The organism is Paraburkholderia sprentiae WSM5005 (assembly GCF_001865575.2).
In the GTDB taxonomy this organism is placed as follows: Bacteria; Pseudomonadota; Gammaproteobacteria; order Burkholderiales; family Burkholderiaceae; genus Paraburkholderia; species Paraburkholderia sprentiae.
Genome location: NZ_CP017561.2, coordinates 642,821 through 657,767 on the forward strand (window position 1 = coordinate 642,821; position 14,947 = coordinate 657,767).

Here is a 14,947-nt window from a genome sequence, read left to right on the forward strand (position 1 = left end):
TCAAATACTTTCCCGTGCTAACACTGCAGCGATTTGCGGACCGATGATGGAAGCCGAGTGGCGCGTCATCACGCGCTCGTAGGTGGCGGCCACTTTGGCGTCGCGGCCGGGGTCGTTGATCGCGCCCGAGATCGCCGCGGCGATCTCCTCCACGGAGTCCGTCGACGCGTACCAGACGCCGTCTTCGAAGTGCTCGCGTTGCCAGGGGCCGTCGGACATCACGAGGGGTTTCTGCATGATCGCCCCTTCGAGGCTCGAGCGGCCCGGCGGATCGATGCTCGGCTCGGCCATCACGCTGCAATTGGCGATGATCGAACGCAGCAGCGCGCTGCAGGGCTGGATGAACGGCAGGAAGGTGATGCCTGAATGCGCTTCGGCGACGCATTGCCGATAGTAGACGTCGTCGCGCGCGCCGCCCACGAAGAGACCGTCCAGCTTGAGTTCGTTCAGCGCGCGAATCGTCTGCAGCTGATTCTTGATGGGTTCGATCAGTCCGAGGCAAAGCGCGAAATCCGTACTGTTCGACACCGTCGACAGCAGATCCTTGTCCGGCTGCGCGAGAAAACGGTTCGACACGCATGTCGGCATGATTTCGATTTTCTCCGCCGGTACGCGGATGTATTGCGTAAAGTTCTCGAGTTCCGCCCGGGACTTGAACAACACTTTGTGGGCGCTTCGCGTGATGTCTTCGATACGCGCGACTTCGCTGGCCGGGATCGGGCCGAGCCACCAGACGTTGGGCCACAAGAAAATGCGCTTGTTTCTGATTGCGGCTTCGCGCAGTATCGCGTGACCGTCGGCGTGCACGGAGAAATGAATCACGCCGTCGTAGAAGCTCAGCGGACGGCTGCCAATGCCATAGATGTCGGTATGGACACCGGACGCTTTCAGGATCTCCGCGACCTGGACAAGTTCCGATTCGCCGCCGCCGCTTACGGTGAAAGCGGTGCTGTAAGTCGTCAGAATGAATTTGAGTCCGGTCATGCTTTTCTCCGCAGTGCGCCGGCGTTGGCAAGCAGTTCTCGCCAGACGGCATCGCTTGCGCGCTGAAGTACTTCACCGGCATGCGCGACATACGCCGGATCGCTGCGGCCGCGCGCGGTGGATTTGCCGAGGCGTTTCGCAATGGCCGACGCCCACGCGGACAGATCCGCATTGGCAGGGAATACGCAGTCCGCTGGGCTGATTTCTTCGGCCGCGGTGCCGCCGCGGACGAAGACAGGCTTGCCGAAACGCATCGCTTCGAGGACCGGCACGCAGAAGCCTTCATGACGGCTGGTCGCGAGCAGCGCATCGGTGGTTTCGTAGCACTCGAACAGGTCCGCGTCGTCGAGCATGCCCTTGAAATCGACGCGCTCCAGCACACCGAGCCGCCGTGCGTGGTTGATGAGAAGCTTCAGGTAATCGTAATTCGGAGAACTGCCGACGATGCTGAGCGTCGCATCGAACTCGTGTTCTTTCAGCAACGCGAGGATGCTGATGCCGTCTTCGATACGTTTATGCGGGACGACGCGGCCAACCATCAGCAGATTGGGAATGCGCGGACCCTCGATTTCCGGGTCGATTTCGCGTTCGAAGACCGGCATGTCGGCAAACACCGGCGGAACGACCTTTACCGCCTGGACATCCAGCGCGCCGGCGAGACTCGCGGCGGTGCAATGCGAATTCGCCACGATGGTATCGAAGCCCGCGAGCGACGGTAATTGCGCGAGCGCCTGCTCGCACAACTTCGCGGTGGGCGGTTCGAGTTCGCGCAACAGCGTCGGGTCGGTTACACCGTGGAAATAACAGATCGTTTCCCGGCAGTTCAGCGCGAGTAGCTTATCGAGATAGGGGTCGAAAATAGAGTAGGACAGCAGCACTACATCGTCTTCGGTCACACTGGTGAACAGTTCCTCCAACGGCTTGACGCCCGCCGTGCTCACGTCGAAGAACCGGGCATAGAGCTCAACGTCGAGGCCGAGGCGCGAAGCCGTCCGCGCAAGCCCCAGACAGTGATTGCCCACGGCGTCGCCAGAGAAAATGTCCGTAGCATATACGCGCAGCGTCATCTGCTCTTCCCCTTCTTGATTTCGGCCAGCCGCTGCGCGTACGCACGTGCGACCGCTCCGACCGAATAGTCGCGAACAATGCGATCGCGGCCCGCCTGCGCGATGCGTTCGCGCAGCGGGGTATCGTCTATCACGCGCTGCAACTGCTCGGCCGCGAGCGCTACGTCCGGGTCGCACCAGTATTGGCCTTCGGGAAACAGGTAGTCGCCCGGGCGCAGCGGGACGAGATCGCCATCCACGAGGAAGGCGGTCCCGGGTTCGCAGAAGTCGACGTTGCCGGAAAAGTTCGTGACGACGACAGGTTGGCCCAACACCATCGCTTCGGCAATCACGCGTCCGAACCCTTCGCTGCGATGCAGTGAAATATAGGCGTCGCAGCAGGCCATGAAGTCGATCGAGTCCTGCCGGCTCAGGCGCTCCGAGACGATATGGATACGGCTGTCGCCAGAGGCCATGTCACAGACGGCACGCCACACCGAATCGTCGTCGCGCACGTTCATCGCCTTGATGACGAGCCCCACGCCGGGCGAGCTGTCGCCGAACGCCTGCTTGAACGCCTGCACGCCGGCGAGCGGGTTTTTGCGGCTCAGCCACGAATTGCCGTCGAACATCAGGTAGAACAGAAACTCGTTCGACGGCAGGCCGAAGCGGGCCCGCTCGGGATTGAGCGGCGCGGGCACGTCGACCGCCATCGGCATGCGATAGACGGGCGTGTCGCCGAGCCGGCTGTAGACGCTCTGGACGAACCTGCTCTGCGCCCAGATCTCGTCGACCATTTGATGCACCTTGCCGAACGCGCCAGGCCAGTGGGGCAATTCCCACGGCCACGCGCCGATCTTGTGGGTGGGCGCGTCGATCAGTTTGCGGCCGCCTTCCAGCGCGAGACGCACCATTTCCGGAGCCGGCAGACAGAACAGGCTGATGCGGTACTTCAACTCGTCGCTCAGCAGGTGATCGACCGACGAATCGAGCTTGGCGGGCCCAGCCATGGGTGCATTGATAAGCGTCACGGGCGTCGAGTTCATCTGCAGAACGCGCGCGGCCATGCGCGCATCTTCGCCGAGACCCAGTACCCCTTGCGGGAAGCCGACGACGTTCACACCGTAGTCGTATTCATGTTCGACATGCGCGTGGTAGCGAGGCGGTTCGGCCGATCTTGCCGGAACGGTGCTGACGGACCAGTCGACCTTCAGCGACTCGAGAAGGGGATACTCATGATCGCCGAACTCATTCCACCAGCGTACGAGCTGCTCCCGGCCAGCCTCGGTGTCGATGTCGTACGCGGCTTGCAGGTCGGGGCGCTCGCTGGCGATCATGTCGAGGAACCGCGGCAGCAGCGACTCGCGCGGCACATCCTCGTCGTCCATGCGAGCGAGGGCTTGGTCGAGTCCGACGGCGGACCATTTGATCGCGTGGTATTCGTTGTGGCCGTCCCGGTCCCACCACGACAGGTAATTCAGGCGTGCGCCGAAGCGGTCCAGATCGAACGCGGCCTGCAGATCGGGCCGCTCGTTCCAGATCAGATTCAGGAAGCGCGGAATGAGCGGCAGCGCGCAATGCGCGCCCGGCTCCATGCCGAACAGCTCCTCGGGCATTGCCCCGGCGTCCCAGCGAATGACCGGGTATTGACGCTGCCCGTGCTCGACCCACCACGACAGCGCGTTGAGACGGCCAATGAAACTGTCCAGCCCGCAGAACTTCCGCAAATCCGGCCGCTCGTCGAGGATCAGCCGAAGGAACCGCGGCACGGGCAGCCAATCGGGATGCGAGCCCCATTCCATCTGGAAAGCCTCCGGCATGCCCGGCGGTATCCACTTGATGATCCGGTACTGGAATTGTCCGTGTTCGAGCCACCATGACAGCGCACTGAGCCTGCCGGTGAAGTTCGGTGGGCCAAAGGCGGCCTGCAGATCCGGCCGCTCCTGGATGAGTAGCGCGAGGAAATTGGGGATGCGCGGCGCTTCGTGGCTGGCGGATTCCGCCGGCTCGAGCATGACACCGCCGATCGGCGGTTGCGACCATTTGATCCGCGGATACTCGCGAAAGCCGTGCTGTTGCCACCAGTCGAGACAGGACAACCGGCCCGAAAACGAATTCAGGTCGAATGCACCGCGCAGGTCGGGCCGCTCGGCGGTGATCAGTGCAAGAAAGCGAGGCAGGGGCATGGCGACCGTACCCGACGCATCGATCGTTTCGAGCAGCTTGGGCCATGCGGCGGGCGCACTCCACGTCAGTCTCGGGCAAGCTTGCTGGCCGTGCGCTTCCCACCAGTTCAGGCAATTCAGATAGCCGGTAAGCGTGCCGAGATCGAACGCTTTGGACAGGTCTTCCCGCGTATCGACGATCATCTTGACCAGCTTCGGCAGCTGCAGCCCGGCCTCTTCGAGCACCGTCTGCCGCGTGAGCATGGTCTCCGACAGATGCATCGCGTCGAGTACGCTTGGCGCGGTCGAGCCAAGCCAGAAGGTCACCGCGCGCGGATGCCGCTGGATCAGCGACTCGTTATCGAGCTGATACAGATACTGGAGGTCTTCCTGGCGAAGCACCCATTCGAAGTCGGGATACGTCTCGCGCGCGGTCATTTCCCACCAGAAGTAAAGCGTTATCCGGTCGTCCAGCGCTTTTGAATTGAAACTCGCGAGATCGGCTCTGAACTTCATCAGAAAGTAGATCGCGCTCGGCAGACAGAAAAGCTCGTTCGGCGACGGGTGGCGGTACTCTGCCAGCCACCCTGTTTTGTTTGTCCGGTTCAACTGATTACCCAAGATGTGCGACCCTTGAAGGCCAGGCGAAAGAAAAGTCGTCCGCGTTTAGCGTCAGATTCGGCGAGTAGCAAGGGTCATTCAACAGGAGATCGCCCCAGCGTTGCCGCACCAGTTCCGATTCCTGACTGAAGCGGCTGATTTTCTCGGGCGTGTCTTCGGCACCGCGCGTGGCCGACTCGTGGTGATACAGCTCCGCATAAGGCGTGAACACGTTGCGATAGCCGGCCTTGCGCACGCGCAGGCAGAAATCGATGTCGTTGTAGGCGACGTGCAGATCCTCGTCGAGGCCGCCGACTTCCTTGTAGATCGACTGGCGGATCAGCAGACAGGCCGCCGTCACGGCGCTCATTGCATTGCGCAGACGCGCGCGCGCGAAATAGCCCGCCAGCGTGTTGGGGAAGTGCTTATGCGCGTGACTTGCGATGCCGCCCACGCCGAGCACGACACCGGCGTGCTGGATCGTATCGTCGGGGTAAAGCAGCTTCGCGCCCACCGCGCCCACGTCCTTCTGCAAGCCCACTGAAACCATTTCTTCGAGCCAGTCGGCGTTGATCACTTCGATGTCGTTGTTCATCAGACAGACGAAGTCCGCCGTGCTTGCAAGCGCGACGCGATTGTTCAGCGCCGAGTAGTTGAACGGCGAGTCGTCGCGCACGACCTTGATGCGCTCGTCGGTCTGCAGACGCGCGAACAGGTCGTGCGTTTCCTGCTTCACCGAACCGTTGTCGATAATCGTGATGCGGAAATTCGAATAGCTGGACTTCTTGCGCACCGATTCGACACATTGTTCGACCAGATCCGCGGAGTCGCGCGTCGGGACAATGATTTCGACCGAAGGCAGCGCGTCCGGCAGCGCATAGACGACCTTGTTGAACGCGTGCGTGCCCGGCGCGTGGATCACATGCGCGTTGATCTGGTTGCGTGCGAGATGCTCGTCGATCGCTTTCATCGCCGCGATATGCGCGTACGGCTTGGCTTCATGGCCACTCGCCGTGCTTTCGGGAATGATGCGCCAGTGATAGAGCGGACGCGGCACGTGATAGATCGCGTTGGGTCCGGCCCGATCGAGCACGCGCAGCGCGAGATCATAGTCCTGCGAGCCTTCGAAGCCGGTACGGAAACCGCCGATCTCCCTGATCACCGACGTGCGGTACACGCCGAAGTGCGAGATCATGTTCTGCCCGAGAAACAGGTCGTAGTTGAAGTCCGATTTGAAGTAAGGCTCCGATCGGGCGCCTTCCTCCGACACCTTGTCTTCGTCGCTATAGATCAGTGCCGCGTCCGGATGCGCGTTGATCGTTTCGACCATGCAGTACAGCGCGAGCGGATGCAGTTCGTCGTCGTGGTCGAGCAAGCCGACGAATTCGCCGCTCACCAGCTCGAGCGCCGTATTGCTCGATTCGCTGATGTGGCCGTTCGTCGTGCGATAGGCGACCTTGATCCGGTCCGGATAGCGGGCCACGTATTCATCCAGCACGACTCTGACCTCAGGCTTCGTCGAGCAGTCGTCGGCGACGCAGATTTCCCAGTTCTCGTAGACCTGATCGATCACGGAGTCGAGGGCCTTGCGCAGCCATTTCTCCGGCGTGTTGTACGTCGGCATCAGAATGCTGAGCTTCGGCCGCAACGCGAACATTGTCGAGCGTTCGCGCAGTTGCGGATAGATGGAAGCCGGCGGCTCGTGAACGTCGAGCCATTCCTGATAGGACTCGCCGACGATCGGCGCGGTCGGCAGCAACGGGCCGCCACGCCACGCCGCCATCCGACGTGCGCGCGCCAGCAACTCCGGCGAACATTCCGTCTCGTCGAGCAGTTCGATCTTCAGGTCGTATACGGAGAACGAGGCGGGCAGCGCGATCGGGTCGAACCGGACCGGTCCGGCAAGTTCCGGGAACGCGACGTCCTGTTCGACCTTGCCGTTAGCGTCGACGTGCAGGACGATCGCGCTGTGCTCGGACATGCCCGAACCCGCGTCGAGGTAAAGCATGCAGCTCGACGCGGCGCCCGCGTCGGTTTTGAGTTCGAACGAAACACGCGCCGCGCACCTCGATAGCGATTCCGAGCCCGTCAGTTCGAACTGCGGATCGTTGTTGGTCGCCCGCCACGCGAATTCAGGATTCGAGGAAGCCTCGACGTTGTTCAGAGGACGAAGTTCGAAGGTCTTGACGAGGTTCTTCATTTTGTCAGCAGGGAATCGTAGAGGTCTTTCAAGGGCGACAGGACGGCCTGCCAGGTCAGATCTCGCGTCGGGGCCGCGGCGGCGCCGCGCGGTTGCGCGAGCGCCGCGCGGATCGATCCGGTGATGCTGTCGACGTCGAACGGATCCAGGTAGGCGACATGCTGCGCGAAATATTCTTCGGTAGAGCCAACTTTTGTCACCGCGATGCGCGCGCCGGCGGCGTGGGCTTCGAGCGCGGCGAGCCCGGGCGTTTCGAGCGTGCTCGGCAGCACGAACGCTTCGCAGGCCGCGTAGGCCGAGCGCAGCAGCGGCGAGTCGTGGGGCAGCGTGCCCGCGTAGACGACCTGCTGGCCGCCTTCCTCGAAGCACGCCTTCGCGTATTCGGGATTGCGCTGATGGCCGATCAGCACGAGCTTCAGTTCGGGGAACGACTTTATCGCCCGGATCAGCGCGAGCTGGTTCTTGCGCGGCTCGATGTTGCCGACGTTCAGGATGAAGCGGCCCTCGATGCGGGATTCACGGCGGAACAGCTCCGGTGCGGCCGGCTCGTAAAAGCTCTGTTCGACGCCGTTCAACACGCTCGCGAATTTCTCGCGCGGCAGGTCGAAGATGCGCGCGAGCGTGTCGCACTCGATCTCGGAGTTTGCGATCACGCGGTCCGCGAGAGAAAACTGATGATGGATTTCGCCGATCGGGTACAGATGCTTTGTTTGCTCGGTCACCCACAGGCTCGACGACACGACGAGCGGCAAGCCGAGTTGCTTGACGAAGTTGCAGAAGTGCACGGAGCCGCCGACGCACGAGAAGAAATGCACCACGTCGTGTTCAAGAAAACGCGGCTTCCACGGATCGAACAGCGTGACGTCCACGCCATGCGCGGGCAGGTGCTTGCGATACGCAAGCAACTGGATTTCTCCGCCGCCGGGGGTATGGAAAGCCATCGGGTAGGTGGCGAACAGCACTTTCATAGATGGGACTCTAATCTCAAAGAGTTCTTTTCTTCGGACCAGCGCGTCGTGGCACGCCGCGGCGCATGACGCGCTGGCTAGCGGCGAGACCGGCGGGTTGCGGGGCATTCACCTGGATGCGCGCCGCGCGCTTGCGCGGCTTTCAGGCGCTGGCTTGCCGGCGCGCGGGACGGGGCCCGCTGGCGTGGCCGGCGAGCAGGCCTGAGTGTGCTGTTGTCGAGCACGTCGGATCGATACCACGAATTCCACATGCGCGAATATGTTTGAGTTGTTACGAAGTGTACGAACGACGCGCCAGCAGGCACCGGTCCGTTTTATTATCACGGCCCGACGCTGGTGCCGCGTGTTGGGCCTGCGGCATGGTCGCGGCAGCGCAGACATTCTAGCGTCCGGGCGGCGAGATGCCATCCCTGACGACCGACAGTCCGCGACGGTGTCGCCCGAATACAATACGTTCCCAGCCAGACTTCCTGAGAAAGCACCGCCGATGCCAGATTGTATCGTGTCCGATCCACGTTTCCCGCCGTTTGCGGCCGCTGCGAGTCCTGCCGGCGACCGTCCGTTCGCGTGGGTCGCGCGGCATGGCGTGGGCGAAATCGTGCGCCGCGAAGTGTGTGAGGGAGCATCGCGATGAGTCTGCAGATCCTCGTCACCGGCGCCAACGGCTTCGTCGGCCAGGCGGTATCGCGCGCATTGCTGCGGCGCGGCGATCGCGTGATCGGCGCGGTGCGCCGGCCGCAGACGGCCGCCGAGGGCGTGCGCGAATGGCTGCTCGATACGGAAGACTTCGCGGGCATCGACCAGCGCTGGCCGGTCACGCTCAGTTGCGATGCGGTCATCCATCTGGCGTCGCGCGTGCACGTGATGCGGGAGACCCTGACCGAGCCGCTCGCCGCCTATCGCGCGACCAACGTCGAGGGCAGCTTGCGCGTCGCCGCCGCGGCGCGGCGCGCGGGCGCGAGGCGCTTCGTGTTCGTCAGCAGCATCAAGGCAATGGGCGAGGCGAGCACCGGCCAGCCGATCGCCGAAATAGATCGGCCCGCGCCATCCGATGCGTATGGCATTTCGAAACTCGAAGCCGAACGCGCGCTGTTCGACTACGGCCGCTCGGCGGGTCTCGACGTCGTCGTCGTACGGCCGCCGCTGGTCTACGGGCCGGGTGTGCGCGCCAACTTCCTGCAGCTGATGAACGCGGTCGCGAAGGGTATTCCGTTACCGCTCGGCGCGGTCAACGCGCGCCGCAGCCTGGTGTTCGTCGACAACCTCGCGGACGCGCTCGTGCATTGCGCGACCGATCCGCGCGCGGCCGGCGAGACTTTCCACGTGACCGACGGCCGCGACCTCAGCGTGCCCGAACTCGTGCGGCTGCTCGCCACCCAGTTGCACGTGCCCGCGCGGCTCGTGCCGATGCCCGCCAGCGTGCTGCGGCTCGCGGGTCGCCTGACCGGCCGCTCCGCGCAGATCGACAGGCTGATCGGCGAATTGCGCGTCGACAGTTCGCATATTCGCGAATGTCTGAACTGGTCTCCGCCGCACACGGTCGAGCATGGAATGCTCGAAACCGTGGCGTGGTATCGCGCCACGCATTGATCAAGTCTCGAATCCGCCTTGACGCCGACCTGAAGCGCTTACCCCATCGATGCCGCTCGCCGCACACTCCGCCTCTTCCATCGTCTCTCTCTTGTCATGGGGCGTCGCCGCGCTCGCCGCCTGCGCGGCGATCCTGTGGACGCTGCTGCGCACCGGCCTCGCGTGGCGGCTCGCGACCGATGTCCCCAACGACCGCTCGCTGCACACCCGCCCGACGCCACGCGTCGGCGGCTGGGGCATCGTGCCGGTCGCGGTGCTGCTGATCGCGCTCGCGGCGCCGTCGCTGTGGCTGCCCGCGCTCGCCGCGGCGCTGCTCGCGGCGCTGTCGCAGATCGACGATCGACGCGGCCTGCCCGCGCGCGTGCGCTTCGGCGCGCACGCGGCGGCGGTGGCGGCGCTGATCGCCGTCTATCCGGCCGACGTGCCGTGGTGGGCGCTCGCGTGCATGGCGGTGCTACTCGTGTGGCTCGTCAATCTTTACAACTTCATGGACGGCTCGGACGGCCTCGCGGGCGGCATGGCGTTGTTCGGCTTCGGCGGCTATGCAGTGGCGGCCTCGCTGTCATCGCATGCGGACCCGGCGCTCGCGACGGCGAGCCTGATCGTCGCGGGCGCGGCGGCGGGCTTTCTGCTGTTCAACTTTCATCCGGCGCGCATCTTTCTCGGTGACGCCGGCTCGATCCCTTTGGGCTTTCTGGCGGGCGCGCTCGGCTATTGGGGCTGGCGCGGGGGCGCGTGGCCGGTATGGTTTCCGGCGCTGTGCTTCGCGCCGTTCATCGGCGATGCGTCGGTCACGCTTCTTAAGCGCCTGTTGCGCGGTGAAAAGTTTTGGCAGGCGCATCGTGAACACTACTATCAAAGACTGGTGCAGTCGGGTTTGGGGCACGCATCGACCGCGTGGATTTGGTATTTGTTCATGGCGGCGGGCATAATGCTTGCTAATTGGGCGCTGCAATTCGCTCTTCTGTATCAATGGCTGATTGTCGTCGCATGGGCTGCCGTGCTGGTCATCGCAGGGCTGTGTATTGATTGCCGCTGGCGGCGCCATGTGTCCCGTTCCGGGCCAATCTGAGGTTCTGCGCAATGAAAAGCTTCAAAGCCAGATGGCTTTCGTTCAGTGCGTTTGCGTTCGACCTGTGCGCGGTGGCGATGGCCTGGATGCTGGCCTATGTGATCCGGTTCAATGGACCGGTGCCCGCGCCGTTCTGGTCGAGCGGGCTGCATGCACTCGTCTGGGTGCTGCTGATCTACGCGGTGATGTTTCGCAGCTATGGCCTGTATCGCGGCATGTGGGTGTTCGCGAGCCTGCCCGATCTCGTGCGGATCGCGAAGGCGATCGGCGTCGGTGCGCTCGTCGTCGTGATCGGCTCGGCGCTGTTGCAGCCGGCGCCGGTCGTGCCGCGTTCGGTGCTGATCGTGTCGCCGATGCTGCTGTTCCTGACGATGGGCGGCTCACGCGCGCTGTATCGCGCGGCCAAGGAGTTCTATCGCTACGGCGGACTCGTCGGCCAGGGCAAGCCGGTGCTCGTGCTCGGCGCGGGCAACGCCGGCGCGAACCTCGTGCGCGAGTTGAAGCGCTCGGGCCAATGGCGCCTCGTGGGTCTGCTCGACGACGATCCGATCAAGCAGGGCCGTGAAATCTACGGCTATCGCGTGCTCGGCGCGATCAGCGATCTGCATCAGATCAGCGCGGAGCTCAAGGTAGAGCATGTGATCATCGCGGTGCCGTCCGCGTCGGTGGAAGCGCATCGGCGCATCGCCACGCTGTGCGTGCGCGCCGGCGTCCGCGCGATGACGCTGCCCGCGCTCACGCCGCTCACGCAAGGCCAGGCTTTCCTGTCGCGGGTGCGGCAGATCGATCTCGAAGACCTGCTCGGCCGCGACCCGGTGACGATCGACACCGAGCACGTCGCCGCGCTGCTGAAAAACCGCGTCGTGATGGTGACGGGCGCGGGCGGCTCGATCGGCTCGGAGCTGTGCCGGCAGATCCTGCGCTTTGGGCCGGTGCAACTGGTCGCGTTCGACATCTCCGAGTTCTCGATCTATCGCCTGAACGAAGAGCTGCGCGACAAGTACCCGGAAGTGTCGGTGATGCCGATCGTCGGCGACGTCAAGGACTCGCTGCTACTCGACCAGGTAATGGCGCGCTATTGTCCGCACATCGTGTTTCATGCGGCCGCCTACAAGCACGTGCCGTTGATGGAAGAGGTCAACACGTGGCAGGCGGTGCGCAACAACGTGCTCGGCACGTACCGCGTCGCGCGCGCGGCGATCCGCCACGACGTCGCGCATTTCGTGCTGATCTCGACCGACAAGGCCGTCAACCCGACCAACGTGATGGGCGCAAGCAAGCGGCTTGCGGAGATGGCGTGCTCGGCGCTGCAGCAGCAGGGCGCGCGGCGCACCCAGTTCGAAATCGTGCGCTTCGGCAACGTGCTCGGCAGCGCGGGCAGCGTGATTCCGAAGTTTCAGGAGCAGATCGCGCGCGGCGGGCCGGTGACGGTCACGCATCCGGAGATCACGCGTTTCTTCATGACGATTCCCGAGGCGTCGCAACTCGTGTTGCAGGCGTCGAGCATGGGGCGTGGCGGTGAGATTTTCATTCTCGACATGGGCAAACCGGTGCGTATCGCCGATCTCGCGCACGATCTGATCCGGCTGTACGGCTTCACCGAAGAACAGATTCGCGTTGTGTTCACGGGTCTGCGCCCGGGCGAAAAGCTTTACGAGGAACTGCTCGCGGACGACGAAACGACCACACGCACACCGCACCCGAAGCTGCGCATCGCGCAGGCGCGCGAGGTGCCGGACAGCCTGATCGACAACCTGCTGCCGTGGTTGATGCAGCACCGCGTGCCGCCCGACGATGAAGTGCGGCGCGATCTGCGGCGCTGGGTGCCGGAGTACCTGCCGGCGACGGCGACTACGTTGCGTAGCGTGGCGCCGGCGACGCGGGTGTCGTAGGCGTTTGGCTACCGCGAGTCATCGGAGTAGTCGAAGCATTAAATCAGTACTCGCGAAGGCAGGTCATTCGACCGGTGGAATTGTCCGTCGGATGTTTATCGATAAAAGCCCCTACAGACATGCTGGGGCTTTTTTTTGCCCGGGAGAGTTGACGGCCATCGCGCACGCCCCGGCTTTTCGGAGTTGGCTGAAGCCTGCGCCCGGCACATACACCTAGCATTGAATCGTCGCCACCCGGTATGTCATTCCCGCTGAGGTGGCGGCTCTGTTGGGTCTTTTTCTGTGATGCAAAGGTTTTGATTTTGCGCGCCCTTGGGGCGCGTTTTTTTCGTCCAGGCGAAAGAGGCGACAAATCCGGAATCGACCTGTAGCGCGCCAGCGGCACGCGCGCTTACGGTCAAGGCTCACGACGGGGGAACCTATGCAGGACGCAATGACCTGCAGCCAGCGCAATCAGGAGGCGTGACACATGGTCTATACCGGCAAATTTCTCGTGAATAACGAGCCCCTATCACCGATCACCATTTTTGGCATCGGCACATTCAACGCTTATTCAGGCAACAATCAATACCGCAATCGGGGCGGCTGCACGATGGTGCCTAATGATGGGCCGCTCCCTGCCGGCAAATACTGGATCGTGGATCGCCCCACGGGCGGCATCCGTTCTCAGATGTTTGCATGGGCAAAAGATGAGTGGAATGCAGCAATGGGTCACCCATCGAATCATGGTGAATGGTTCGCGCTGTATCGTGATGATGGGACGATCGATGATGTGACGTGGATTAATGGCGTCAAACGCGGGCAGTTCCGTTTGCATCCGGCAGGCGGACGCGGGATTTCGCTTGGCTGCATCACGCTGCCGAGCCATAGCGATTTCATGAAAATCCGCAACGCGCTGCTGCACACGGTCAAAATCCCCGCGCGCAGTTCGGGCTTTCTCGCCTACGGAACAATTGAGGTCATCACATATGGCAACACTTGCCCGTAGGGTCTTCAAGGTCGCACTGTTCATCGGCCTGTTCTATCTCTCCCTGCTCTATGTCCGTCCGTACCATTATGAGTGGACGGAAAGCGAGTCGCGCGCATGGTTTGGTGCTTCGCGTTGGCTTGGTGTCCGCGATCCCGAAGATTTGTATTTCGTGGTGTGGGTGACGATTGAACTGATCGCCGCGGCGCTGGCGTACGTGGCGATTATGAAGCTATGGCGGTGGTATCGCACGAAGTAGACGAAAGCCCCGACGACGGGGCTTTTGTATTTTTGCCCAGGAGAGTTGACGACCATCATGCACGCCTCGGCTTTCGGAGTTGTCCGAAGCCTGCGCCCGGCACATACACCTAACATCGAACTGTCGCCTCCCGGCATGTCATTCCCGCTGAGGTGGCGGTTCTGTTGGCTCTTTTATCTGTGATGCAAATGTTTTACGCGCCCATGTGGCGCGTTTTTTTGTCCAAGCAAAAGAGGCGGCCAATCGGGAATCAACCTGTAGCGCGCGAGCCGCACGCGCGCTTACGGTCAAGGTTCATCAACGGGAGGAACCTATGCAGGACGCAATGACCTACAGCCAGCGCAAGCAGGAGGCGTGACACATGGCATACACCGGCAAATTTCTCGTGAATAACGAGCCCCTATCACCGCTCATCATTTCTGGCATCGGCATGTTCGACGCGTATTCGGGTGACCAACAATACCGCAATCGGGGCGGTTGCACGGCGGTGCCCAACAAGGGGGCGATTCCCGCCGGTAGGTATTGGATCGTGGACCGACCCACTGGCGGGCTCGGTTAACAAACCCTTGCTTGGGCGAAGGATACGTGGAATGCCGCATGGGGCAGTGCAACCAATCACAATGACTGGTTCGCGCTGTATCGGGATGATGGGAGCATTGATGACGTGACGTGGGTTAATGGCATCAAGCGCGGGCAGTTCCGGTTGCATCCCGCAGGCGGTGAAGGTACTTCACTCGGCTGCATTACCCTGCCGAGCCTTACGGATTTCATGAGAATCCGCAGCGCGCTGCTGCACACAGTGAAAATCGCCGCGCGCACTTCGGGGCTTCGGGCCTACGGAACAATTGAGGTCATCACGTATGGCAATACTTGCCCGTAGGGTGTTCAAGATCGCCCTATTTCTGTGTCTTTTCGTTCTTTCGGTTCGCTGTGTTCGCCCGTACCCCTATCCAATGACGGAGAGCCAGCTAGCCGTCTGGTGGTGTGCTTCAGATTGGCTCGGCATCCGGGACCCCGGAGATCTGATTTTCGCGGTGTGGGTGACGATTGAACTGATCGCGGCGGCGCTGGCGTATGTCGCGATCATGAAGCTATGGCGGTGGTATCGCACGAAGTAGATTCGAATTTTCGGCCGATACCCATGGTACATATAGCCACATTCGATGCGCTAAGGCTATTTCGACCAACAAAAAGGCGCCGTCGG

General features: G+C 62.6%; 11 protein-coding genes and 1 pseudogene. 7 read left to right on the plus strand and 5 right to left on the minus strand.

Annotation, left to right across the window (positions count from 1 at the left end; all coding sequences use genetic code 11):
- The 5 genes from BJG93_RS03010 to BJG93_RS03030 form a co-directional block, all read right to left on the minus strand.
- A complete protein-coding gene (locus BJG93_RS03010) occupies positions 1–984 on the minus strand; it encodes a glycosyltransferase family 4 protein (RefSeq protein ID WP_027196880.1) in 984 nt (327 codons plus the stop codon).
- Entirely contained in the window at positions 981–2,051 is a 1,071-nt protein-coding gene (locus tag BJG93_RS03015) for a glycosyltransferase family 4 protein (protein WP_027196881.1), read from the minus strand. The genes BJG93_RS03010 and BJG93_RS03015 overlap by 4 nt, the downstream gene beginning before the upstream one ends.
- Positions 2,048–4,711 (minus strand): glycosyltransferase family 4 protein, encoded by a 2,664-nt coding sequence (locus BJG93_RS03020; protein WP_082194605.1) that lies wholly within the window; start codon positions 4,709–4,711, stop codon positions 2,048–2,050. Before BJG93_RS03020 ends, BJG93_RS03015 begins: the two co-directional genes overlap by 4 nt.
- Before the next feature lie 97 nt (positions 4,712–4,808).
- The gene (locus tag BJG93_RS03025) at positions 4,809–6,995 is read right to left on the minus strand and encodes a glycosyltransferase family 2 protein (RefSeq protein ID WP_027196883.1); all 2,187 of its coding nucleotides are present in this window, start codon (positions 6,993–6,995) and stop codon (positions 4,809–4,811) included.
- On the minus strand, positions 6,992–7,963 hold the full coding sequence (locus tag BJG93_RS03030; protein ID WP_027196884.1) for a glycosyltransferase: 972 nt from the start codon (positions 7,961–7,963) through the stop codon (positions 6,992–6,994). The genes BJG93_RS03025 and BJG93_RS03030 overlap by 4 nt, the downstream gene beginning before the upstream one ends.
- Positions 7,964–8,593: 630 nt before the next feature.
- Here BJG93_RS03030 and BJG93_RS03035 point away from each other — a divergent pair.
- The 7 genes and pseudogenes from BJG93_RS03035 to BJG93_RS03065 all read left to right on the plus strand — a co-directional run bounded on the left by BJG93_RS03035 (position 8,594) and on the right by BJG93_RS03065 (position 14,861).
- Positions 8,594–9,553 carry a UDP-glucose 4-epimerase family protein gene (locus tag BJG93_RS03035; protein WP_027196885.1) on the plus strand — a complete coding sequence of 320 codons (960 nt, stop codon included), beginning with the start codon at positions 8,594–8,596 and terminating at the stop codon, positions 9,551–9,553.
- A gap of 49 nt (positions 9,554–9,602) precedes the next feature.
- A complete protein-coding gene (locus BJG93_RS03040; protein WP_027196886.1) occupies positions 9,603–10,625 on the plus strand; it encodes an MraY family glycosyltransferase in 1,023 nt (340 codons plus the stop codon).
- An 11-nt stretch (positions 10,626–10,636) separates the two neighbouring features.
- Positions 10,637–12,517, plus strand: a complete 1,881-nt coding sequence (locus BJG93_RS03045) for a polysaccharide biosynthesis protein (RefSeq protein ID WP_027196887.1) — start codon at positions 10,637–10,639, stop codon at positions 12,515–12,517.
- 469 nt (positions 12,518–12,986) lie between these two features.
- Complete coding sequence (locus BJG93_RS03050; RefSeq protein WP_027196888.1) at positions 12,987–13,505, plus strand: DUF2778 domain-containing protein; 519 nt, start codon at positions 12,987–12,989, stop codon at positions 13,503–13,505.
- Positions 13,486–13,743, plus strand: a complete 258-nt coding sequence (locus BJG93_RS03055) for a hypothetical protein (protein WP_027196889.1) — start codon at positions 13,486–13,488, stop codon at positions 13,741–13,743. Before BJG93_RS03050 ends, BJG93_RS03055 begins: the two co-directional genes overlap by 20 nt.
- A 361-nt stretch (positions 13,744–14,104) precedes the next feature.
- Positions 14,105–14,623 (plus strand): annotated as a pseudogene (locus BJG93_RS03060) (DUF2778 domain-containing protein).
- Positions 14,604–14,861: a hypothetical protein gene (locus BJG93_RS03065; RefSeq protein ID WP_027196890.1), complete on the plus strand. Its 258-nt coding sequence runs from the start codon at positions 14,604–14,606 to the stop codon at positions 14,859–14,861. The pseudogene BJG93_RS03060 and the gene BJG93_RS03065 overlap by 20 nt, the downstream one beginning before the upstream one ends.
- Positions 14,862–14,947: the final 86 nt, after the last annotated feature.

Coding starts and splice junctions, on each gene's coding strand:
- BJG93_RS03045 (WP_027196887.1), top strand. CDS start 10,637: ATGAAAAGCTTCAAAGCCAGATGGCTTTCGTTCAGTGCGTTTGCGTTC.
- BJG93_RS03040 (WP_027196886.1), top strand. CDS start 9,603: ATGCCGCTCGCCGCACACTCCGCCTCTTCCATCGTCTCTCTCTTGTCA.
- BJG93_RS03010 (WP_027196880.1), bottom strand. CDS start 984: ATGACCGGACTCAAATTCATTCTGACGACTTACAGCACCGCTTTCACC.
- BJG93_RS03035 (WP_027196885.1), top strand. CDS start 8,594: ATGAGTCTGCAGATCCTCGTCACCGGCGCCAACGGCTTCGTCGGCCAG.
- BJG93_RS03020 (WP_082194605.1), bottom strand. CDS start 4,711: ATGAAGTTCAGAGCCGATCTCGCGAGTTTCAATTCAAAAGCGCTGGAC.
- BJG93_RS03015 (WP_027196881.1), bottom strand. CDS start 2,051: ATGACGCTGCGCGTATATGCTACGGACATTTTCTCTGGCGACGCCGTG.
- BJG93_RS03065 (WP_027196890.1), top strand. CDS start 14,604: ATGGCAATACTTGCCCGTAGGGTGTTCAAGATCGCCCTATTTCTGTGT.
- BJG93_RS03055 (WP_027196889.1), top strand. CDS start 13,486: ATGGCAACACTTGCCCGTAGGGTCTTCAAGGTCGCACTGTTCATCGGC.
- BJG93_RS03050 (WP_027196888.1), top strand. CDS start 12,987: ATGGTCTATACCGGCAAATTTCTCGTGAATAACGAGCCCCTATCACCG.
- BJG93_RS03025 (WP_027196883.1), bottom strand. CDS start 6,995: ATGAAGAACCTCGTCAAGACCTTCGAACTTCGTCCTCTGAACAACGTC.
- BJG93_RS03030 (WP_027196884.1), bottom strand. CDS start 7,963: ATGAAAGTGCTGTTCGCCACCTACCCGATGGCTTTCCATACCCCCGGC.